Genomic DNA, 22,304 nt, shown 5'->3' on the forward strand with positions numbered 1-22,304 from the left:
AATCTGTCATCACCCTCGGCTAGGCTCGCGGGCTTGAATGCCCCCTTGAGTCTGCGTCCATGGTCAGAGGCCTGTTGTGTGTTGCCCTGCTGTTCGTCACCGTTGCCGCTCACGCCGAAACATGGCCCGATAAAGACTGGGCCAAGGGCACACCGCTCTCGGGTCCCGCTGTTGATGCCCTGGAGGCCTACGCCTTCCCGGCGCGCGACGACGCCACCCGCAAAGGCATTCGCACCGATGCGTTGCTGGTGATTCGCGATGGCGAGGTGATCTACGAACGCTACGCCGCACCCACCACCGCCAGCACCCCGCACCTCACCTGGTCGGTCAGCAAAAGCCTGATGGCGACCGTACTGGGCGTGGCCTACGGCGATAACCGCTTCAAACTCACTGACCCCGCCGCGCGCTTTTACCCGCCGATGAAACAGCACCCGGCCGTGACCATGGCCGACTTGCTGCACTGGGCCTCGGGCCTCGACTGGCAGGAAGATTACGAATACGCGCCGCTGAAATCCTCGGTGGTGGCGATGCTCTACACCCGAGGCCGCGGCGACATGGCCGACTTTGCCGCCGACACCGAGGCCGCTACTGCACCGGGCCAGGTGTTCCGTTATTCCAGCGGCGACACCAATATCCTGTCCGCCACTCTTAAAGGCATGCTTGGGCACAAGGCCTATATGAGTTACCCGTGGGATGCGCTGTTCAAGCCCTTGGGCATTCGCAATGCCACCTGGGAGACCGACGCCGATGAAACCTTCGTCGCCTCGTCCTATGCCTACCTCACCGCTCGCGACTTGGCGCGTGTCGGTTTGCTGATGGCGCGGGACGGTCGTTGGGGCGATCAACAGCTGTTGCCGAAAGACTGGGTCGTCTTTAATCGCCAGCCCTTCGATAAATACAAACCCGGCCAGGACGAAGCCGTCCCCGGTGGTCATTGGTGGCTCAATAAAGGCGCGTCACGACCCTGGCCCGATGCTCCCGCCGACACCTTCGCCGCCCTCGGTCATTGGGGGCAGGCGTTGTACGTGATGCCCGACGAACACTTGGTCATCGTGCGTTATGGCGATGATCGCGACGGCAGCTATCGCCATAACGAACTGCTCAAGCGCGTACTCGCGGCGGTGCAACCATGATCCGCCGTCGCCCGTTTACCAGCCTGTTTCTGCTGCTGTTGCTCGCCCTGCTGGGTTGGCTCTGGCACGAACGCGTCAACCTGCAAGCCTTCCCCGACATCATCGCGGCCTACACCGCCAAAGAGTACTGCTCGTGCCGCTATGTGGCGAACAACCCGGCGGAGTACTGCCGGGGGTATGTGAAGCAGTACGTGCCGACCAGCGCGTTCAGCGACAACCCGGAGCGCAGTGAGGTGACGGCGAGTGGGTTGGGGCGCACGCATATGGCGCGGTGGTTGGGGGAGCGGCAGGGGTGTCGCCTGCTGCCGTAGGATTTACCTTCGCACGTTTCAAGCGCAACGTGCAGCGTCCTGATTTTGATGCCGCGCGCATGTAGTAATCTTGCAGGTGGCCGATGACATGGGTTGCGGCCCTTCATATGCAGAGCGGATGTTTCTGGCTCTAGCGCGTGTGGCTCAACATTACTTCAGGATGATAAGAATGCGAATGGGCATGGAGAAAAGCCATTTTTTTGAGGGCTTGATGATTGGATTGTTTTTATTCTGTTTGAGCGTTTATGTTTTCCGCTCGAGCGATAACGCTGCTATTTATATTTCTATCTGCGGGGCTAATGCACTTTTGTTCCCGTTCTCAAGGCGCGCAGTAGAAAACATTGTCTTCAGTGTTACTGGGAAACGCTTTTGGGGGTCGGATCCATTGAAGACGGCTGCATCCCATGGTGGGCACACACTGTTATGGCTGTTCTATTTTGTCTTCGCCGTTCCCCTTGGTGGGTTCTATTTGATGTGGTTGTACAGAAAAAATAATGCCCTCTAGCACGCTTTCCTTACACAAGATTCGACCCGGTTATTCATGATTTTTGGCCGCCTGGTTTTTGGCGGCACTTCCCCCTCCGACGCAAGCAAGCTTGCTCACCACAGAGAGAGGCAAGCTTCAGGAAAACCATGTGATGCCGCAAGGTTCCACAGAGTGGAACCACCTTTGATTGTCCTCCTGCCCACATCGCGGTTAGCTGGCGATGTGCAGCAAACAAGAACGGGAACACCCGCCTGTGAGGAGAATCACCATGCGCCCACACCAGCACATCCTGGATTGGCTCAGCGACGTTGCCGGCGATTTGCACGCCGTGCGCCAGGACATTCACGCCCATCCTGAACTGGGCTTTGAAGAAAACCGCACCAGTGCCCTCGTCGCCAAATCCCTGAAAGACTGGGGCTATGAGGTGCACACCGGCATCGGCAAGACCGGCGTGGTGGGCGTGCTGCGCAATGGCAGCAGTTCGCGCACCCTGGGCATCCGTGCCGACATGGACGCCTTGCCCATCATCGAAAACACTGGCGCGTCCTACACCAGCCAACACGCCGGTTGCATGCACGCCTGTGGGCATGACGGCCACACCACCATGCTGCTCGGCGCAGCGCGCTACCTGGCAGCCACGCGGCAATTTGATGGCACTTTGAACCTGATCTTCCAACCCGCCGAAGAGGGCCAGGGCGGCGCCGAAGCCATGCTGGCTGACGGTTTGCTGGAGCGTTTCCCCTGCGATGGCTTGTTTGGTATGCACAACATGCCGGGGCTGCCGGCGGGGCATCTGGGGTTGCGCGTTGGGCCAATGATGGCTTCGCAAGACTTGCTCACCGTGACCCTTGAAGGCGTTGGTGGTCACGGTTCCATGCCGCATCTGACGGTGGACCCGTTGGTGGCGGCGGCGAGCATGGTCATGGCGTTGCAGACAGTGGTGGCGCGCAATATCGACACCCAGGAAGCTGCCGTGGTCACCGTCGGTGCCCTGCAAGCGGGCCAGGCCGCCAACGTGATTCCCCAGCAGGCGCTGTTGCGTCTGAGCCTGCGCGCGCTCAATCCCAAGGTGCGTGAGCAGATGCTGGAGCGGGTGTTCGCCATCATCCACACCCAGGCCGCCAGCTTTGGCTGCACGGTGCAGATCGAACACCGCCCGGCCTATCCGGTGCTGGTCAATCACGCCGAAGAAACCGAATTCGCCCGCCAGGTCGGCGTCGCCTTGCTCGGCGCCGACGCGGTGGACGGCAACACCCGTACGCTGATGGGCAGCGAAGACTTCGCCTGGATGTTGCAACGCTGCCCCGGCAGCTACCTGTTCATCGGCAACGGCGTGTCGCGGCCGATGGTGCATAACCCCGCCTATGACTTCAACGACGACATCCTGCTGACTGGCGCCGCCTATTGGGGCGCGCTGGCCGAGAGCTGGCTCAAGCCTGCTTGACGACCTTCTTTTTCTGCCGCTGGACCCTTTCCCTCGATCGGTTGAATGGAGTGTTCCTCATGCAGACTGCAAAACCAGGTGTGTCCCGCACCCGCCAAGTGGTGGCGGCCGTGATCGGCAATGCGCTGGAATGGTATGACTTCATTGTCTACGGCTTTCTGGCGAGCATCATTGCCCGACAGTTTTTTCCTTCGGATGACGAGTACGCCTCGCTGTTGATGGCCTTGGCCACTTTCGGCGTGGGCTTTTTCATGCGGCCGGTTGGGGGCATCCTGCTGGGGATGTATTCCGACCGCAAAGGCCGCAAGGCCGCGATGCAGTTGATTATCCGGCTGATGACCGTGTCCATCGCGTTGATCGCCTTTGCGCCCAACTACGCCGCCATCGGCATGGGCGCGCCGTTGTTGATCGTGGTGGCGCGCATGCTTCAAGGGTTTGCCACCGGCGGTGAATACGCGAGTGCTACGGCGTTCCTGGTGGAAAGCGCGCCAGCCCATCGCAAGGGCTTATATGGCTCTTGGCAGTTGGTGGGGCAGTGCCTGGCGGTGTTTGGTGGCGCGGCGATGGTGGCTGCGGTCACGCACTTCTTTTCGCCGGAAACCCTCGACCTGTGGGGCTGGCGTCTGCCGTTCGTGTTCGGTTTGCTGATTGGACCGGTGGGCCTGTGGATTCGTCGGCACATGGAAGACCCGGAAGAATTCATCGAGGCACGCAAACAGGCGACCGGCCCGGCGCCGAGCCTGATGCAGGTGGTGCGCGAGCATCGGCGCAGCATCCTCGTGTCCATGGGCCTGGCCTGTGGCGCGACGGTGTCGTTCTATGTGGTGCTGGTGAACATGCCGACCTTCGCCCACAAAAGCCTTGGTCTGCCGCTGGACCAGGTGTTGATGGTGCAGATGTTCGCGGTGGCGCTGATGACCGTGGTGATTCCGCTGTCTGGTTTGCTGTCGGACCGCCTGGGACGGCGGCCGGTGTTGATGGCGTTCACCCTGGCGTTTTTTGTGATGGTCTATCCGCTGTATGTTTGGGTCGCCGCCGCGCCGTCCATCGAGCGTCTGCTGGTGATGCAAGTGATGCTGTGCACCGCCATCGGTGGGTTCTTCGGCCCGGCGCCGACCGCACTGGCCGAGCAGTTTCCCATCGAAGTTCGCTCGACCGGTGTATCGGTCGCCTATAACGTGGCGGTTATGGTGTTCGGCGGTTTTGCGCCGCTGATCGTCACTTGGCTGACCAAAGTGCTGGGCACGCCCGTCGCGCCCTCCTTCTATGTATTGTTCGCTTGCGTGCTGACGCTGCTGGGCACCTACTGCATGCATGAGGCGCCGCGGGCACAGAAACCGCTGCCGTTTTCGAAAGAGGTGAAGCCTTGAGTATTGTTGATTGGGATGCCACCGAACTGTCGCGGGCGATCCACGCACGGCAGGTGTCGTGCGAAGAGGTGATGCAGGCGTATTTGGCGCAGATCCAGCGCTTCAATCCGAGCGTGAATGCGCTGGTGTCGCTGCGCGACGCTGATGACGTGTTGGCCGAGGCGCGGGTACGTGATCGCGAGTTGGACCAAGGCCAGTCGCGCGGCTGGATGCACGGCATGCCCCAGGCGATCAAGGACCTTGCTGCTACCCAAGGCTTGCGCACCACCTTGGGCTCTCCGCTGTTCGCCGAGCACGTGCCCAGCGAAGACGCCATCAGCGTGGCGCGCGTGCGGGGCAGTGGCGCGATCATCATCGGCAAGAGCAACGTGCCGGAGTTCGGCCTCGGTTCGCAGACCTACAACACGCTGTTCGGCACCACCGGCAATGCTTACGACCCCAGCCTCGTCGCGGGCGGCAGCAGCGGCGGGGCGGCGGTGGCCCTGGCACTGCGCATGCTGCCGGTGGCTGACGGCAGCGACATGATGGGTTCGCTGCGCAACCCGGCGGCGTTCAACAACGTGTTTGGCTTGCGCCCGTCCCAAGGCCGAGTGCCTTACGGACCGACCCCGGAACTGTTCGTGCAGCAACTGGGCACCGAAGGCCCGATGGGCCGCAGCGTGACGGATGTGGCGCGGCTGTTGAGCATCCAGGCGGGTTACGACCCGCGAGTGCCGTTGTCGTCCAAGGAGGACCCGGCGATGTTCGGCCAGCCCTTGCAGCGTGATTTCAAGGGGGCGCGCCTGGGCTGGCTGGGGGATTACAACGGCTATCTACCAATGGAAGACGGCGTGCTGAGCCTGTGCGAATCGGCCCTCGGCGATTTCACTGTATTGGGCTGCACGGTGGAAAGCTGCCAGCCGGACTTTTCCATGGCGCGGCTGTGGCGCAGTTGGTTGGTGCATCGCCACTGGCTGGTGCACGGCAACCTCGGCGCGGCCTACGCCAACCCGCAGAAACGCGCACTGCTCAAGCCCGAAGCGCAATGGGAAGTGGAGGGTGGCCTGGGGTTGACGGCCCAGCAGGTGTACCAGGCATCGCTGGATCGCAGCGAGTGGTATCGCGCCCTCGCCAAGCTGTTCGAACGTTACGATTTTCTGCTTCTGCCCACCGCCCAAGTGTTCCCTTTCGATGCACAGCAGCCCTGGCCGCGCCTCGTTGGCGGGCGTGAAATGGACACCTACCACCGCTGGATGGAAGGGGTCATCGGCCCGACCCTGGCCGGGCTGCCGAGCATGAGCGTGCCGGTGGGCTTTAACCCCCAGGGCCTGCCCATGGGCGTGCAGATCATCGGCCCGGCCCAGGCGGATCGGGCGGTGCTGCAATTGGCCTATGCTCATGAACAGCTGACGCAATGGGTGCAGCGTCGGCCGCCGACGTGCCTGGCATCGACGGGTTGAGCTGCGACCGGGCCTGTATCTTGCTGTGAACAATGATCATCCACCGGCAACAGGGAGATCGAACATGGAGACAGGCACCGTACGCTCGGTCGAGCGCGCACTGGCGATCGTCGAGTTGCTGGGCGCGCACCAGGCCCTGGGGCTGGAGGAGTTGCACTACCTCACACGCCTGCCCAAGGCCACGGTGTCGCGCATGTTGCTGACGTTGCAGGAGCAGGGCTGGGTCTATCGCGGCTTGAGCGATCGTCGTTACCGCCTGCGCGCTCAACGTCTGTTCGGCGACACCCAGCAACGCTTCAAACGCCAAGTCGTGGAAAGCGCGGCGCCGTGGTTGCTGGAGCTCAGCGAACGCACCGGGTTGGTGGTGGATTTGTCCTGCTTTGATGGCGAGCGCCTGGAAGTCATGGAGAGCGCGATCCCCAGCGTGTTGCGCAAGCTCTATCCGAACAATTGCCAGATCGTCGGCCAGCACGCCAGCCTGTTTCATTCCGCGATGGGCAAGGCCTGCCTCACCCAATTGCCGGCCGAAGAGGTGCAACGGTTGGCGGGTCGCGACCATGTGGCGGCGGACGAGCAATACCAGGCCTGCGAGCAAACCCAGCACCAGGGTTTCGGCCAGCGCACCGAGGGTTATTGGGAGTATCCGGTGCGTTTGCCGTTTCTGATTCGCGCCGTCGCCCTGCCGGTGCGCGTCAATGGTCGTCTGGTTGGGAGCATGGCGCTGCATTGGCCGATGCATCAGGCGCCAGTGGAGCGGGTGTTGAACCTGCACATGGCCAGCCTGGAAGAGACGGTGCGCGAAGTGCAGCGCGCATTGGCGTAACCCTCGCGATCCGGTTAAGGTTCGTTCAGGTTTTTCGCCCCACGAGTCTTCAATGTTCAACGCTTCTGTGATCAAACCCCTGGCCTTCGCCCTGTTGGCCGCCGCTGCTGTGCCTGCCCATGCCGACTGGTATCTGGATAACGAATCGTCGCGTCTGTCGTTCGTCACCACCAAGAACACCGAAATTGCCGAAGTGCAGCGCTTCCTGGTGTTGCACGGCAAGGTCGACAGCAAGGGCGCGGCGCAACTGGAGGTGGAGCTGGAGTCCGTCAACAGCGGCATCCCGCTGCGTGACGAGCGCATGCGCAATCAATTGTTCGAGATCAAGACCTTTCCCGATGCGCTGATCAACGCGCAGATCAACCTGCAGCCGATCAATGATTTGGCTCCCGGCGCACAATTGGAGTTGCGCCTGCCGTTGTCCGTGACCCTGCACGGCAAAACCCAAACCTACAGCGCCGAGTTGTTGGCCACGCGGTTGGACGACCGACGCTTCCAGGTAGTGACTCTGGAACCGCTGGTGATGCATGCCGAGGACTTTGACCTGGCGCCGGGTGTGGCGGCGTTGCGCAAAGCGGCGGGGCTCAAGTCGATCAGTCTGTCAGTGCCGGTGGGTGCGGTGCTGATCTTCACGGCGCGCTGATATGAGCGGCGCGGTGTTCCCCTGGCGCAGCGCCAACCGTTTCGAATTGCTGATCGACGGGCCGAATTTCTTCCCGCAGATGCTGGTGGGCATTGCCCGGGCGGAGCGCCAGGTTGACCTGGAGTTGTACCTGGTCGAAGCCGGCGCCTGCGCTGAAGAAATGGTTAAAGCCCTGGTGCAGGCTGCCGAACGCGGTGTGCGGGTGCGTTGCCTGTTCGATGATTACGGCAGCCTGGCGTTTACCCTCGGGCTGCGCAAACGCCTGACCGATGCCGGGGTGGAGTTGCGGTTCTACAATCGCCTGAGTTGGCGCCGCTGGATGCGCAACTTGTATCGTGACCATCGCAAGCTGTTGCTGATCGACCAGGTAATCGCAGTGGTCGGCGGCACGGGTGTAACAGATGAGTTCTGGACGCCGGGGCAGGACACCGCCGACTGGCATGAAGTGATGGTGCAGATCAGTGGCCCGTTGGTGCTGGATTGGCAGGCGCTGTTCGATCGCCAATGGCACGCCAATGCCGCGCGCCGTGAGTGGAAGCCCGCCACTCATTTCGGTTTGCCGCGTTTGCCCAAGGTGCCGGCCACCGGCCCAGGCCTGGGGCGCGTGGCCTATGCCGATGCCCGCCAGCACCGGGATATCCTGCAATCGCTGATCCGCGCCTTGAACAGCAGCCAGCAGCGTATCTGGCTGGCTACTCCGTACTTCCTGCCGACCTGGAGCGTGCGCCGTGCCTTGCGCCGTGCCGCCGGGCGCGGCGTCGATGTGCGCTTGCTGCTCACCGGCCCGCGTACCGATCACCCGTCCGTGCGTTACGCCGGGCACCGTTATTACCCGCGCTTGCTGCGCGCGGGTGTGCAGATCTTTGAATACCAGCCGTGCTTTCTGCACTTGAAAATGGTGCTGGTGGACGACTGGGTGAGCATCGGCTCCTGCAACTTTGACCACTGGAATTTGCGCTTCAACCTGGAAGCCAACCTGGAAGCGCTGGACCCTGAATTGACGCGGGCGGTGGTGGGCAGTTTCGAGCGGGATTTCGAGCAGAGCCTGGCAGTGAGCCTGGAGGCGTGGAAGTCGCGGCCGTTGTGGCGGCGGGTGAAGCAGCGGGTGTGGGGGTGGATTGATCGGTTGGTGGTGAATTTGCTCGACCGACGGGGCTAGTTAGAGCGCCGCTAATCCAATGTGGGAGCTGGCTTGCCAGCGATGGCGGTGGTGCGGTGTACATATCCGTTATTTGGGTAACGGCTGCTATGGGGTCCGCCCTTACGGCGGCTCACCTTTGAACAGCCGGAATGCCGGCCCAGTCAAAAGTAAGCAAAACGCTCTTGCCCCAACACTCGGCACCTCGCCTAGGCTCGGTGTGCCCGTAATCCGACAGGGATTTGGGCCAGCGTGTTCGACGGGGCGCCTGAGATCAAAAGCAGGATCAACATCAAGAGCAAGAGCGGCTCGCTTCGCATCGTGGTTGGTGCTGGGGTGGGACAACGTTGTATTGATACCTATGCTGCGATAGCAGTGGTGAATTTTCCACCGCTATCGCAGGCAAGCCAGCTCCCACATTGACTGTGTTTACAGCTTTAGATCAGAGCAGTTCGAAGGTTTGTTGCTGCACATCCTGGGAATCCAACCCGATCTGCACATTGAACTCACCCGGTTCCGCGGCGAACTTCAGTTGGGTGTTGTAGAACTTCAAGTCTTCCTCGGTGATGGTGAAGTGCAATGTGCGCTCTTCACCCGCCTTGAGCATGACCTTCTGGAAGTTCTTCAGCTCCTTGATCGGGCGGATCATCGAGCCGGCCACGTCCTGGATATACAACTGCACCACGGTTTCGCCGTCCACCTTGCCGGTGTTGGTCACGGTGACACTGGCGTCAAGCTTGCCGGTCTTGTTCAGGGTAGTGGACGACAGCGCCATGTCCGACAGACTGAACGTGGTGTAGCTCAAGCCGTAGCCAAACGGGAACAGGGGACCTGTGGTGTCATCGAAGTACTGCGAGGTGTAGTTGCCCGGCTTGCCCGGGGTGAACGGCCGGCCGATGGTCAGGTGGTTGTAGTAGGTCGGAATCTGCCCCACCGAACGTGGGAAGGTGATCGGCAGCTTGCCCGACGGGTTGTAGTCACCAAACAGCACGTCGGCAATCGCGTTGCCGCCTTCGGTGCCGGCGAACCAGGTTTCTAGGATCGCGTCGGCCTGTTGGTTCTCTTCGAGAATCGACAGGGGACGACCGTTCATCAGCACCAGGACCAGCGGCTTGCCGGTGGCCTTCAGGGCCTTGATCAGGTCGCGCTGGCTTTGCGGGATGTTCAGGTCGGTGCGGCTGGAGGATTCGTGGGACATGCCACGTGATTCGCCCACGGCAGCGACTACGACATCGGCATCCTTGGCGGCTTTGACGGCCTCGTCGATCATCACCTGGGCTGGGCGGGTGTCATCCACCACTTCCGGGGCATCGAAGTTGAGGAAGTTCAGGTAGTCGACCACGGCCTTGTCGTTGGTGATGTTGGCGCCACGGGCATAGATGATCTTGCCTTTTTCGCCGATCACCGCGTTCAAACCGTCGAGCAGGGTCACCGATTGTTCCGGTTTACCGGCGGCGGCCCAACTGCCCATCATGTCGATCGGTGCTTTAGCCAGCGGGCCGACCAGAGCGATGGTCGCGGATTTTTTCAGCGGCAGGGTGTTGTTCTGGTTTTTCAGCAAGACCAGGCTGCGGCGTGCAATATCACGGGCTTCGGCGCGATGCAGGCGGCTTTCGGCGTAGGTGTCGGCCGGGTCATCCTCGGCCTTGCCGATGCGCAGGTACGGGTCCTTGAACAGGCCCATGTCGTACTTGGCGCCGAGCACTTCGCGCACGGCGTTGTCGATGTCGCTCTGTTCGATCTCGCCGGACTTGAGCAGCCCCGGCAATTCCTTGCCATACAGCGAGTCGTTCATGCTCATGTCGATGCCGGCCTTGATCGCCAGCTTGGCGGCTTCACGTCCGTCCTTGGCCACGCCGTGCTTGATCAGCTCGAAGATCGCGCCGTGGTCGCTGACGGCCAGGCCCTTGAAGCCCCAGTCCTTGCGCAGCAGATCGTTCATCAGCCAGGTGTTGGCGGTGGCGGGCACGCCGTTGATCGAGTTCAACGCCACCATCACGCCGCCGGAACCGGCCTTGATGGCCGCGTGGTAAGGCGGCAGGTAGTCCTGGTACATCTTGACCGGGCTCATGTCGACCACGTTGTAGTCGCGGCCGCCTTCCACCGCGCCATACAGGGCGAAGTGCTTGACGCTGGCCATGATGCTGTCGGCATTCGCGGCGCTTACGCCCTGGAACGCCTTGACCATCACTTCGGCAATGCGCGAGACCAGGTAGGTGTCTTCACCGAAGCCTTCGGAGGTGCGGCCCCAGCGCGGGTCGCGGGAGATGTCGACCATTGGCGCAAAGGTGATATCGAGGCTGTCGGCGGCAGCTTCCTGGGCGGCGATGCGCCCGGAGCGGCCGATGGCGTCCATGTCCCAGCTGGACGCCAGGGCCAGGCTGATCGGGAAAATCGTGCGGTGGCCGTGGATCACGTCGTAGGCGAAGAACATCGGGATCTTCAGGCGGCTGCGCATGGCCGCGTCCTGCATCGGACGGTTTTCCGGGCGGGTGATAGAGTTGAACGTGCCACCGATGCGGCCGGCGGCGATTTCCTTGCGGATCAGCTCGCGAGGCATCTCGGGGCCGATGCTGATCAGACGCAATTGGCCGATCTTTTCATCCAGGGTCATCTGCTTGAGCAGGTCGCTGACGAAGGCGTCCTTGTCTTTAAGCGCAGCAGGCTTTGTTTCTGCCCATACGGGGTGACTGGCCAGAGTGGCAACAAGGCCGAGCAAACACAGCTTTTTCATGAATATCCTTTTTCGGCTCACTGCACAGCGAAAATGCGCTGATCTGCCAAAATGTGGGGAACATATGTTGTTGTTCGAGTGTTATTGCAGAAAATGCACCACACTTCTGAACTCTTATTTGTGCTGGGCATCTTTTTAGCTGATTGATCTGATGCAATCCAGTCGCCGCAGCGGATTATGCCTTACCGTTGCCACATTCCACCAAGGTTCGCCAGGAGAAACACCATGCAAGCAGCACAAGGCTACCGCTGGGGCGTGAAAGCCGCAGTTTTGTTACTGATTAGTACCGTATTGAGCGGTTGCGGCATCAACAACATTCCCACACTGGATGAACAGGCCAAAGCCGCCTGGGGCCAGGTGCAAAACCAGTACCAACGCCGCGCCGACCTGATCCCGAACCTGGTGGAGGTGGTCAAGGGCTACGCCGCCCATGAGCAAGACACCCTCACCGCGGTGATTGAAGCGCGGGCCAAGGCCACCTCGATCCAGGTGGATGCGAGCACTCTCGACAACCCGGAAAAACTCAAGCAGTTCCAGCAGGCCCAGGACGGCTTGAGCGGCGCACTCAGCCGTTTGATGGTGGTGTCCGAACGCTACCCGGACCTGAAGGCCAACCAGAACTTCCTGGCCCTGCAATCGCAGCTTGAAGGCACCGAAAACCGTATCGCCGTGGCCCGTCGCGACTTTATCCAGGCGGTGCAGGCCTACAACACCGAGATCCGCACGTTCCCTGGCCGCCTGTGGCACAGCGTGATGTACAGCGACTTGCCGATCCGCGCCACGTTTGAAGCCACCAGTGCCGATGCCGATAAAGCGCCGCAAGTGAAGTTCAAATAAGGCTGCACTGAGGTGTCGATGCGTTTATTACGGATAGGCCTGGCGCTGTGGCTGTTGGCCTGCGTCGGTGCGGCCCAGGCGGCGCTGACCTTCCCGGCGCTGACCGGGCGGGTGGTGGACAACGCCCAAATGATCGACCCGGCCACGCGCCAGCAACTGACCCAGCAGTTGCAGGCACTGGAGCAGACGTCCGGCGACCAGATCGTGGTGGTCACCGTGCCCGACCTGCAAGGCGTGCCCATTGAAGACTTCGGTTACCAATTGGGCCGCGAGTGGGGCATCGGCCAGAAGGGCAAGGACAACGGCGCGCTGTTGATCGTTGCCCGCGATGAGCGCAAATTGCGCATCGAAGTCGGCTATGGGCTGGAAGGTGTACTCACGGATGCGCAGTCGTGGGTGATCATTAACCAAGTGATTGCGCCGGCGTTCAAGGCCGGCAACTACAGCAAAGGCATCAGCGACGGCGTGGCCGCGATGGTGCAGGTGGTGGGCGGCGAGCCACTGGCCGTGCCGGCCCATGTGGCGGATGCCAACTTTGCCAAGGATAATCCCGGGTTTTCCATCGGCCTGTTTATCCTGCTGATCGGCGTGTTGTGGCTATGCAATCGTATGGGTCTGCCGGTGGGCGCGATCTTGCTGGCGATTCTCAGCAGCAGTGGCCGTGGCGGTGGCGGTGGGGGAGGCGGCGGTGGCTTCCGGGGCGGCGGTGGCGGCTTCGGCGGCGGTGGGGCTTCAGGCGGCTGGTGATGATAATAATGAGAGAGCAAGCACAACCATGGCATTACTGACTGAACACGAGCAGCGCCAAGTCGCGGAAGCGATCGCCCGCGTGGAAAAAACCACCGACGCTGAGCTGGTGACCGTTCTGGCTGCCCGCGCCGATGACTACGCCTACATCCCGCTGTTGTGGGCCAGCCTGATCGCGTTGGTGGTACCCGGCGTGGTGCATTACCTGTCGGGCTACCTGACCATGTACACCTTGTTGCTGGCGCAATGGGCGACATTCATCGTGTTGTGCCTGGTGTTCCGCCTGCCCAAGGTCACCACGCGGCTAATCCCCCGTTCGGTGCGCCACTGGCGTGCGTCCAACCTGGCGCGGCGGCAGTTCCTGGAGCAGAACCTGCACCACACCCTGGGCAGCACTGGCGTGCTGATTTTTGTCAGCGAGGCGGAGCGGTACGTGGAGATCCTGGTGGATGACGGCATTTCCAAACGCCTGGATGACGGCAGTTGGGATGTGATCGTCAAGGCGTTTACCCAGCAAGTGAAACAGGGGCAGACGTTGGCGGGGTTTATTGCGTGCATCGAGGCCTGCGGTGAGTTGTTGAAGGTGCATGTGCCGGTCACCCAAACCCGTAACGAACTGCCCAATCGCCTGGTCGTACTCGAATAATCCAGACGATGCCTACCCTGTGGGAGCCGGGCTTGCCCGCGATGGCATCCACTCGGTTTGCCTGGATGACCGAGGTGTCCACGTCGCAGGCAAGCCAGCTCCCACAGGGTTTTGGAGTAATCGGATAACCGTTGATCAAATAACCCCGTGCCCTAATTCCCCATCCCCCCTAAAATGCCCGGCATTCCCTGCCCGAGGCGTTTTTGTTCATGTCTGTCACTGTTCAACCGGATCATCACGCCCAGTTCATCGAACTGCTCAGCGCAAGCCTCGCGCAGAACGCCTTTATCAAGCTGGTGCTGGCCAAGTACGTCGGTGAGGACGCCGAGTTGCAGCGGCTGATCATCAAGCCGGTAACGGTCAAGGAGCAGGCTTGCCTGTCGTTCGTCTACCGCTACAAGACCCGCGACATCACCAAGAATTTCCCGCTGGCAGACGGTGTGGCGGCGATTGCCGAGTTGCTGCCGACCTCTTTCAAGAACGCGCACCTGCTGTCGCTGACTGACGAAGCCCAGCTGGAATACAGCAAGAAGAACAAAAGCTCGCTGTTCAAAAGCAAGCCACAGCAACTGCGTGAAGCGCCCTCGGCTGAACATAACCGTGAGAAAAATCGCTTCCTCGACCTGAGCCGGCCGTTCCTCGCCGACCTGGGTGTGACCGACGCCAAGCAGGTGCTGATCCCGTCGATGTCGCGCAAGTGGAAGCAGATCAACAAGTTCATCGAAGTGTTCAGCCACGCGCTCACCTCGTCACCCTTGAAACTGGACCAGCCGGTGCGTGTTGCCGACTTCGGCTCGGGCAAGGGCTACCTGACCTTTGCCATCCACGACTACCTGCGCAACACCCTCAAGGCCGAAGGCGAAGTGACCGGCGTCGAGCTGCGCGAAGACATGGTGACCTTGTGCAACACCGCCGCCGCACGCCTGGAGCATCCGGGGCTGGTGTTCAAATGCGGCGACGTGCGCAGTGTGGCGCCCAGCGAACTGGACGTGATGATCGCCCTGCATGCCTGCGACATTGCCACCGACTACGCGATCCACACCGGCATCCGGTCCGGTGCGTCGATCATCATGTGCTCGCCGTGCTGCCACAAGCAGATCCGCCTGCAGATCCAGAGCCCGGTGTTGCTCAAGCCCATGCTGCAATACGGCCTGCACCTGGGCCAACAGGCGGAAATGGTCACCGACAGCTTGCGTGCGTTGTTCCTGGAAGCCTGCGGTTATGAGACCAAGGTGTTCGAGTTCATCTCGTTGGAGCACACCAACAAGAACAAGATGATCCTGGCCGTGAAGCGTGCCGAGCCGTTGGACAACGCGCAGTTGCTGGAGAAGATCCAGGAACTCAAGGCGTTCTACCACATCACCGAACACTGCCTGGAAACCCTGCTGCGCGCGGATGGCTACCTGAATTGAAGTGAACACGGTCCTCTGTGGGAGCTGGCTTGCCTGCGATAGCGGAGTGTCAGCCACCACCGCCATCGCAGGCAAGCCAGCTCCCACATTAGACTGAGCCAGCCTTGATTATTGGTGCTGGCTGCACCGTCGTCTTGCGCCCCAGCATCACCGTCACGATCACCCCACACGCAAACAGCCAGGTAATCGGCTCGATGTGTTCGCCAAAGAACAGCGCCGAAAACGCAATGGTGAAGAAGATCTGCAACAGTTGGATCTGGCTGACCCGCGCAATTCCGCCCATGGCCAACCCGGCGTACCAGGCAAAGAACCCCAGGAACTGCGAGAACAGCGACACATAACCAAACGCCCACCACGCGCGCATCGAAATCGCCCCTTGATGCTGCGCTGCCAGGTACCACACCGGGCCGATCAGCACGGGCGTCGACAGCACCAGCGCCCAGCAGATCACCTGCCAGCCACCCATCTCCTTGGCCAATCGGCCGCCTTCGGCATAACCCAGGCCGCCCACCGCGATCGCACCGAGCATCAGCAAATCACCGGCCTGGATACTGCCGGCCCCGGTGATCAACGCGTAGCTCAACACCAAGCCACTACCCAGCGCCGCACAAGCCCAGAAGGCTTTCGACGGCCGTTCATGGGACAGCCACGCCGCGTACAGCGCCACGCACAGCGGTTGCAGGCCGTTGACCAGCGCACCGTGGGACGCCGGCAAGGTCTGCATGGCCCAGGCTGACAACACCGGGAAACCCAGGATCACGCCCGCGATCACCAGGCACAGCCCGCGCACCTGGCGCCAGGTCGGCCAGCGTTCGCGGCGCCACAGCAGCAGCGCCGCCGCCGGGATCGCCGCGAACAACGCGCGGCCCAGGCCGTTGAGCAACGGGTGGATTTCCTGCACCACGATGCGGGTGAAGGGCAGGGTCAGGCTGAAGATGATGACGCCCAGCAGGCCGAGGGCCATGCCGGTGTTTTCGCGCGAGCTCATGGGGACGAACCGAAATCTAGAGGGCTTCAAGGGAAGCCCATCTAGCCACATCCCCCGTCGATTGCGGGCCTACAGCTGGGCGCGGATTTATCCGTACAGTTTTTCAGAAGAAGCGGGTGATGCTGATCTTGGCGTTGCGGCCTTGGCTGTAGACACCTTCGCCGCTGAGTGCAGGTTGGTAGAAGCGGTTGAAGAGGTTGTCGACGGTGAAGTTGATCTCGGTGCCCTTGAGACCGGCCTGCTGCGGTTTCCAATTGGCGAACAGGCCTTGCGTGTCGTAGCTGGCGTTCTCCGTTTGGTCGTAGATAAAGTCGCCGATGGTGGAGTTCAAACCGCCCGCGTAAACATCGGTGGGCACGCGATCGGTTTTGCGTACGAACTGGCCCTGCCAGCCCACCTGCGCGTCCCAGCTTGGGATCTTGGTACCCAGCACCACCACCCATTTTGCCGGTGGGATATCCCGCGCCCATACGTGCAAGTTGGTCGCCCAGGGATTGGTGTAGGGGTTGTCGCGCTTGCCTGTGGCCCAGGAGTAAGTCAGGGAACCGAACAGGTAGGTCGAGTCGTAGTAGCTTTCCAGCTCGAAGCCCTTGATGGTCATGCCACCCACATTGCGATAGTTGGTCCTGGATGCCGCGTCACTGCATACCGAATCGATACTGCCCGGCACGGTCAACTGCCGTTCGCAGCCAATGCCGGTGGCCTTCATGATTTCGTCTTCGATGCGGTTGTGAAACAACGTGGTGCGCAACTGCAAGTTGTCTTCACGGGTGAAGAGGCCCGAGAAGTTGGTGACGTTGCCCGCGGTAATCGCCGTAATGCGCTCCGGATCGAGGTTCAGGCTGGTGGCGCTACGGGTGCTGATAGCGCCCTGGACTTCGTACTGTTCATCGATCACCGGCGCACGCCACGTGCGGTTCCAACTGGCGAAGAACGCCACATCCGGGGTCACGTTCCAGAACGCCGCCAGGCGCGGCGACCAACCGGTGTAAGTGCGGTCGCTGTAGTCGTGGCCCACTTTCGGGTCAGGACTGCTGTAGTACGGTGCATCATTGGCTTGACCGCGGTTGCGCACATGGTCGTAACGCAGGGACGGCGTAATGGTCACGTCGCCCAGGGTAATTGCGTCCTGAATATAGAATGCGTTGGTGTCGACCTTGCCGTGAGGCATGAAATACGGCTGGAAATGCCCATAGTTGTATTTAGGCGTGTTGTAGGCTGCTCCCGGCATCCAGCTTTCGGTTTCGCGCTTGTGCTTGCGGATCTGCACGCCCGTGGTCACCGCGTGTTCCAACGGGCCGGTGGTCAGCAGGCTGGTATTGCGCAGTTCGAGGATGCGGTCGGTGTAGGACGTGTCCATCTTGCGCCCGCCGGTGGCCAGGCCAATGACGGCATTCTCGGCGCGCTCATCGGTCTGGTCGGTATTGGACTCCGAGTAGCTCAGCTTCAGGTCGATCAGCGGATTGTTCAGGGGGTGGTATTCGTACTTGCTCGACCAAGTGGTGTCCACCGTGTCGCGGTCGGCCAGGAAGCGAGACACCGCCGTGGCGTAGCCGTAGCGGTCGATGGCCGATTGTGTCGGTGGTGATGGGTAGGACTTTGCCGAGAACGGCGTCATACGTTGGCTTTGGGCGCGTGAGTAAGACAGGCCCATGCTGTGTTCGTCGGTGAAGTACGCGTTGAACTTGAACAGCTGGCCTTCGACATCCTGCGCGCTGTTGGGCAAGCGTTTGGGGTTGATCGGGTACTGATTGCGTGGGTCAGGCGGTGTGTCGGCAAGCTTGAGGTCATCGCCGTCGCGTTTGGTCAGGTAGGCCAGGCCGTCCATGCGGCCGTCGTCGGTACGGCCATACACGGCGCCGGTGTAGACCTGCTCGTGGGTGTTGCTGGCGTAGCCGTATTTGACCATCGCCCCGGCATTTTGCCCGTCCTTGAGCAGGTCCGGTGCGTCCTTGGTGATCATGTTGACCGTGCCGCCAAAACCGCCGTTACCGGTAAATGGCGAGTAAGGGCCTTTCTCCACCTCAATGCTTTTGATCAACTCGGGTTCAATGAAGATAGTGCCTTGTTGATAACGCTCGAAACCGCTTTTGGCCGCGCCATCCACGGTCATTGGTACATCCTCGGCATCGCCCATGCCGCGGATGTTCATGGTCTGGCCGCCCGGCTTGGGTGAGCCGCCCATGGATACCCCGGGCAGGGTCTGCAACAGCGAAGGAATGTTATCGGGCTGGTAGCGGTCGATATCCGCCTGGCTCAGCGTGGAGCGGCCCACGGTGCTGGAGTCGACCTGGCTACCGGTACCGATCACGCTCAGTGCATCCAGTTGAACAACGCCGCTGTTGGTGGTCTTGCCCTCATCGGGGCGCACGACGTAGGTGCTGCCGACCTTGATCAGGGTGAACTCGCCGTTTTTCAACAGGGTGCGTATCGCCACTTCCGGCGTGAAGTCGCCGTTGAGCGCGGGGGCTTGCACGTTCTTGAGCAGCTCTTCATCGAACAGCAACTGGATCTGTGCCTGTTGCGCCACCTGGCTGAGGGACGTGGCCAGTGACTGCGCTGGCAGCTGCAGCGTGAGCGAATCGGCCTGTGCACTGAGGCTGAATACCAGGCAACTAGCGATGAGCGTCGGTCGAAGAAACAGGTGCGAAGCGTGGCAAGGCGCGCGAAACATGAAATCCCCCGGTGTGGCCAAGTGGCCGAAAAGGTGTGCGTATCAAACGCAGACCGGGGGAAGACGCGGCTGCTCGAAAAAACCACACCTGCGAATGCAAAATATTCTCAAATAAGAATTTTGAAAGGTTATTTGCTCGGTTCGATGCGTACGATGCCATCGGCCGACGCCACGGTTTTCACTGGTAACAGGGCGGGCAGGGCGTTGAGCAGGGCGTCGGGATCATTCACATCCAGGTTGCCCGAGACCTTCAAGTGCGCCACGGCGTTACTGACCTGCAACGGTGCCTGTGGGCGGTACAGACTCAATTCATCGATCAGGCTGACCAGCTCGCGGTTGCGAAACGACAGGTGACCGCTGCGCCAGTCGGCCACCTCTTCGGCGGTGAGGGTCTGCTGCTGCAACGTGCCCTTGGCGTAGCTGAAGATCGCGCGCTGCTGCGCACCCAATAGGGTGACGGGGCTTTTGACATCCGGCTCGAACGCGACCTGGCCATGGGCGACGCTGACTACCAGTTGCTGCTGGCTGCGCCGCACATCGAAGCCAGTGCCGACCACGCGCACATTGGCCTCGCCCGCTTGCACGAACAGCGGGCGTTCCTTGTCGGCGGCCACTTCGAGGTACAGCTGGCCTTTGTCCAGGTGCACGATGCGCTGGTACGCGGTGAACTCCACCCGCACGCGGGTGTTGGCATTCACATACAAGGTGCTGCCATCGGGCAGATTGAGGGTGCGCATGCCTTTGGCGTGGGCTGCGACCTGGGTGTGATACAGCTCGCGGGGCGCGCCGATATGCGTGGCCATGATTGCGCACAGCAAGGCGGCCGCCACGGCCAGGGCTGGGCGCCATACGGAAGGCTTGCGCTGGGGCAGCGCCACGGGTTTGTTCAGTTGCTGCAACTGGGCGAGGTCTGCCCACAGTTGCTCGAATTCGGCATAGGCGCGGGCATGGGCGGGCTCGGCTTGCCAGGCGGCAAAGGCCTTGCGGTCGGCACGCCCCGCGTCATTATTGCGGTTGTGGGCAAACCAGCTGGCGGCTTGGGCATCGATGGAGTCACTGTCCTCGATGTCCATCATGTCGGTGTCGCTCAGGCGGTTCATTCTGGCTGCTCCGTGCCGGGTTCGTGTTGAAGGCGTCGCTTGCAATGCAGCAGGGCAAAAGCGATGTGCTTTTCTACCATGCTGGTCGAAATGCCCATGCGCTCGGCGATCTGCGCCTGGCTCAAGCCTTCGAAGCGGTGCAGCATAAGGGCTTCTCGCCTGCGGGGCGAGAGTTCGGCGAGGACTTCTTTCAACTGTTCCAGGCGTTGCAAGCGTTGCACGGCGGCCATGGGATCGTTTTGCTCGTCGGTGACAGGCTCGGCGTCCATTTCGGCCTGATCAGAGTGGACGGTATGCCGTACCTTCTGTTTGCGCCAGTGATCACGCAGCAGGTTGCGCGCCATCTGGAACAGAAATGCCCGTGGCTGCTCGACCTTGGCCCGGTCGCGGTAGTCCAGCCACTGAGTGAAGACATCCTGGGTCATGTCCGCGGCATCGCTGGCGTTGTCTGTGCGCTTGCGCAGGAAATACAGAATGTCTGTATAGAACCCGCGAAAGGCATCGGCCGACAGCGGGTCGGGCTTGGGACGAGACATGGAGATCCTTCTTGACGAAGCACGACTTGGAGAAAGTCGCGAATGGTATCGAGAACCATTGTCATTTGTCTCTATTTTACGGATGTACACAGTAAAAAATGTGGGAGCGTGGGTTAGTGCAGTAATGCTTTCAGTTGTTCGATCCCCACGTCACCCAGCGGGAACACTGGCAACCGAGGATCACCCGCTTCCAGCCCCGTCAAACGTAATCCCGCCTTGATCGTCGCCGGCAATCCACCCTTGAGGATGAAGTCCAGTAACGGCAACTGGCGGTAAAACAGCTCCCGCGCCTGGGTCAGGTCATTCGCCAACACTGCCTCATACAACGCCAGGTTGAGCTGTGGGATCAGGTTCGGCGCCGCCGTGCACCAACCCTTGGCACCCGCCGCAAAGGCTTCCAGCGCCAGCGGATTGCAACCGTTGTAGAACGGCACGTCGCTGTGGCGATGCAACTGGTGCATGCGCTGGATATCTCCGGTGCTCTCCTTGACCATGGTCACGTTGGCCACCTGCTTGATGATGCGCAGGATCAGGTCCACCGACATGTCCGTGCCGCTGGTGGCCGGGTTGTTGTAGAGCATGATCGGCACGCCGATGCTGTCGCCGATCGCGGCGTAGTGGGCGATGATTTCTGCTTCGCTGAGTTTCCAGTAGGAGGTCGGCAGCACCATCACTACATCGGCGCCATTGGCCTCGGCGTAGCGGGCACGGCGTACGGCTTTGGCGGTGGTGAGGTCGGACACGCTGACGATGGTCGGTACTCGACGGGCGATTTTGGCCAGGCTGTAGGCGCTGACTTCGTCCCACTCGGCGTCGCTCAAGTACGCACCTTCACCGGTGCTGCCCAGTGGCGCGATGGCGTGTACGCCGCCGTCAATCAGGCGGTCGATGGAGCGGCCGAGGGCGTCGAGGTCAACGCGTTGGCCGTCGGCGCTGAACGGTGTGATGGTGTAGCCGATGATGCCGTGAATGGTTGGGCTGGACATGGGAAGTCTCCGGTCAGAAAAGGGCTAGTCAGTTCAGGCAATCGGCGTGTTGACGCAGGTTCTGCCGGGCGTAGTAGTTGAACGCGGCACCGTGACGCTTGGGCCGGGAGATCCAGTCATGAGCCTCGCGCCCCAGCTCGGGCAGGATCGGCTTGATGGTGCCGGCCGCCATCGCCAGCAACTGCAATTTGGCCGCGCGCTCGATCAACTGCGCGATCACACAGGCTTCCTCGATGCTCGCCCCGGTGGACAACTGACCGTGGTGCGAGAGCAGGATCGCGCGTTTGTCACCCAGTGCCGTGGTGATGATTTCCCCTTCTTCATTGCCCACCGGCACACCCGGCCAGGCCTCCAGGAAGGCGCAGTCTTCGTACAGCGGGCAGAGGTCCATATGGGACACCTGCAGCGGCACTTCCAGCATCGACAGCGCGGCGATGTGGGTGGGGTGGGTGTGAATGATGCAGTTCACATCCGGCCGCCCACGGTATACCCAACTGTGAAAACGGTTGGCCGGGTTGGGAATGCCGTGGCCTTCCAGTACTTCAAGGTCCTCGTTCACCAGCAACAGGTTGCTGGCGGTGATCTCATCAAAACCCAGGCCCAATTGCTGAGTGTAATAGGTGCCCTGTTCCGGCCCGCGCGCGGTGATCTGCCCGGCCAGGCCGGAGTCGTGGCCGTTCTCGAACAGGATGCGACATGTAAGCGCCAGCTTTTGCCGGACGGTCCACGTATTATCCGCCAGGGTGTTTTGCATCTGGACCAGTGCTTGCTTGACCAGTTGGTCTTTTGGGAGTGCTAATGTCTTGGCCATATCGGGTGCCCTCGGTGGCTGCAAATGACACTAACGATGCTATAT

At 61.3% G+C, this 22,304-nt stretch carries 19 protein-coding genes; 12 read left to right on the plus strand and 7 right to left on the minus strand.

Features of this window, described 5'->3' with window-relative positions; translation table 11 throughout:
- Positions 1–59 precede the first annotated feature (59 nt).
- From EJ576_RS07750 to EJ576_RS07790, 8 genes are all read left to right on the plus strand, one after another.
- Entirely contained in the window at positions 60–1,133 is a 1,074-nt protein-coding gene (locus tag EJ576_RS07750; protein WP_122724781.1) for a serine hydrolase, read from the plus strand.
- Positions 1,130–1,444, plus strand: a complete 315-nt coding sequence (locus EJ576_RS07755; protein ID WP_126569983.1) for an amidase — start codon at positions 1,130–1,132, stop codon at positions 1,442–1,444. Before EJ576_RS07750 ends, EJ576_RS07755 begins: the two co-directional genes overlap by 4 nt.
- A 755-nt stretch (positions 1,445–2,199) precedes the next feature.
- Entirely contained in the window at positions 2,200–3,375 is a 1,176-nt protein-coding gene (locus EJ576_RS07765; protein WP_068936498.1) for a M20 aminoacylase family protein, read from the plus strand.
- A 59-nt stretch (positions 3,376–3,434) separates the two neighbouring features.
- Positions 3,435–4,745 carry a citrate-proton symporter gene (locus EJ576_RS07770; RefSeq protein WP_126569984.1) on the plus strand — a complete coding sequence of 437 codons (1,311 nt, stop codon included), beginning with the start codon at positions 3,435–3,437 and terminating at the stop codon, positions 4,743–4,745.
- Positions 4,742–6,184, plus strand: a complete 1,443-nt coding sequence (locus EJ576_RS07775) for an amidase (protein ID WP_126569985.1) — start codon at positions 4,742–4,744, stop codon at positions 6,182–6,184. Before EJ576_RS07770 ends, EJ576_RS07775 begins: the two co-directional genes overlap by 4 nt.
- A gap of 64 nt (positions 6,185–6,248) precedes the next feature.
- Positions 6,249–7,007, plus strand: coding sequence for an IclR family transcriptional regulator (locus EJ576_RS07780; RefSeq protein ID WP_028619291.1), 759 nt, complete (start codon positions 6,249–6,251; stop codon positions 7,005–7,007).
- A 52-nt stretch (positions 7,008–7,059) separates the two neighbouring features.
- Positions 7,060–7,650 carry a YceI family protein gene (locus EJ576_RS07785; RefSeq protein ID WP_016975110.1) on the plus strand — a complete coding sequence of 197 codons (591 nt, stop codon included), beginning with the start codon at positions 7,060–7,062 and terminating at the stop codon, positions 7,648–7,650.
- Position 7,651: 1 nt separating this feature from the next.
- The gene (locus EJ576_RS07790) at positions 7,652–8,809 is read left to right on the plus strand and encodes a phosphatidylserine/phosphatidylglycerophosphate/cardiolipin synthase family protein (protein ID WP_122724791.1); all 1,158 of its coding nucleotides are present in this window, start codon (positions 7,652–7,654) and stop codon (positions 8,807–8,809) included.
- Between the two features lie 421 nt (positions 8,810–9,230).
- Here the strand turns inward: EJ576_RS07790 and bglX are convergent, their stop codons facing one another.
- The gene (gene bglX, locus EJ576_RS07795) at positions 9,231–11,522 is read right to left on the minus strand and encodes a beta-glucosidase BglX (protein WP_126569986.1); all 2,292 of its coding nucleotides are present in this window, start codon (positions 11,520–11,522) and stop codon (positions 9,231–9,233) included.
- Between the two features lie 225 nt (positions 11,523–11,747).
- Between bglX and EJ576_RS07800 the strand changes: the two genes are divergently transcribed.
- From EJ576_RS07800 to EJ576_RS07820, 4 genes are all read left to right on the plus strand, one after another.
- Positions 11,748–12,359, plus strand: a complete 612-nt coding sequence (locus EJ576_RS07800; RefSeq protein WP_028619295.1) for a LemA family protein — start codon at positions 11,748–11,750, stop codon at positions 12,357–12,359.
- Between the two features lie 18 nt (positions 12,360–12,377).
- Positions 12,378–13,106, plus strand: coding sequence for a YgcG family protein (locus EJ576_RS30120; RefSeq protein ID WP_028619296.1), 729 nt, complete (start codon positions 12,378–12,380; stop codon positions 13,104–13,106).
- Positions 13,107–13,134: 28 nt separating this feature from the next.
- Positions 13,135–13,752 (plus strand): TPM domain-containing protein, encoded by a 618-nt coding sequence (locus tag EJ576_RS07810; RefSeq protein WP_122724794.1) that lies wholly within the window; start codon positions 13,135–13,137, stop codon positions 13,750–13,752.
- A 209-nt stretch (positions 13,753–13,961) separates the two neighbouring features.
- Positions 13,962–15,164, plus strand: coding sequence for an SAM-dependent methyltransferase (locus EJ576_RS07820; RefSeq protein WP_126569988.1), 1,203 nt, complete (start codon positions 13,962–13,964; stop codon positions 15,162–15,164).
- Positions 15,165–15,252: 88 nt separating this feature from the next.
- Here the strand turns inward: EJ576_RS07820 and EJ576_RS07825 are convergent, their stop codons facing one another.
- The 6 genes from EJ576_RS07825 to EJ576_RS07850 form a co-directional block, all read right to left on the minus strand.
- A complete protein-coding gene (locus EJ576_RS07825) occupies positions 15,253–16,152 on the minus strand; it encodes a DMT family transporter (RefSeq protein WP_122724800.1) in 900 nt (299 codons plus the stop codon).
- 103 nt (positions 16,153–16,255) lie between these two features.
- Entirely contained in the window at positions 16,256–18,826 is a 2,571-nt protein-coding gene (locus tag EJ576_RS07830) for a TonB-dependent receptor (protein ID WP_122724802.1), read from the minus strand.
- A gap of 128 nt (positions 18,827–18,954) precedes the next feature.
- Complete coding sequence (locus EJ576_RS07835) at positions 18,955–19,926, minus strand: FecR domain-containing protein (RefSeq protein ID WP_126569989.1); 972 nt, start codon at positions 19,924–19,926, stop codon at positions 18,955–18,957.
- Entirely contained in the window at positions 19,923–20,462 is a 540-nt protein-coding gene (locus tag EJ576_RS07840; RefSeq protein ID WP_016975119.1) for an RNA polymerase sigma factor, read from the minus strand. The genes EJ576_RS07835 and EJ576_RS07840 overlap by 4 nt, the downstream gene beginning before the upstream one ends.
- 113 nt (positions 20,463–20,575) lie before the next feature.
- A complete protein-coding gene (locus tag EJ576_RS07845; RefSeq protein ID WP_126569990.1) occupies positions 20,576–21,448 on the minus strand; it encodes a dihydrodipicolinate synthase family protein in 873 nt (290 codons plus the stop codon).
- Between the two features lie 28 nt (positions 21,449–21,476).
- The gene (locus tag EJ576_RS07850) at positions 21,477–22,259 is read right to left on the minus strand and encodes an aldolase (RefSeq protein WP_028619303.1); all 783 of its coding nucleotides are present in this window, start codon (positions 22,257–22,259) and stop codon (positions 21,477–21,479) included.
- Positions 22,260–22,304: the final 45 nt, after the last annotated feature.

Source organism: Pseudomonas sp. C 49-2, from assembly GCF_003970195.1.
Classification (GTDB): domain Bacteria; phylum Pseudomonadota; class Gammaproteobacteria; order Pseudomonadales; family Pseudomonadaceae; genus Aquipseudomonas; species Aquipseudomonas canadensis.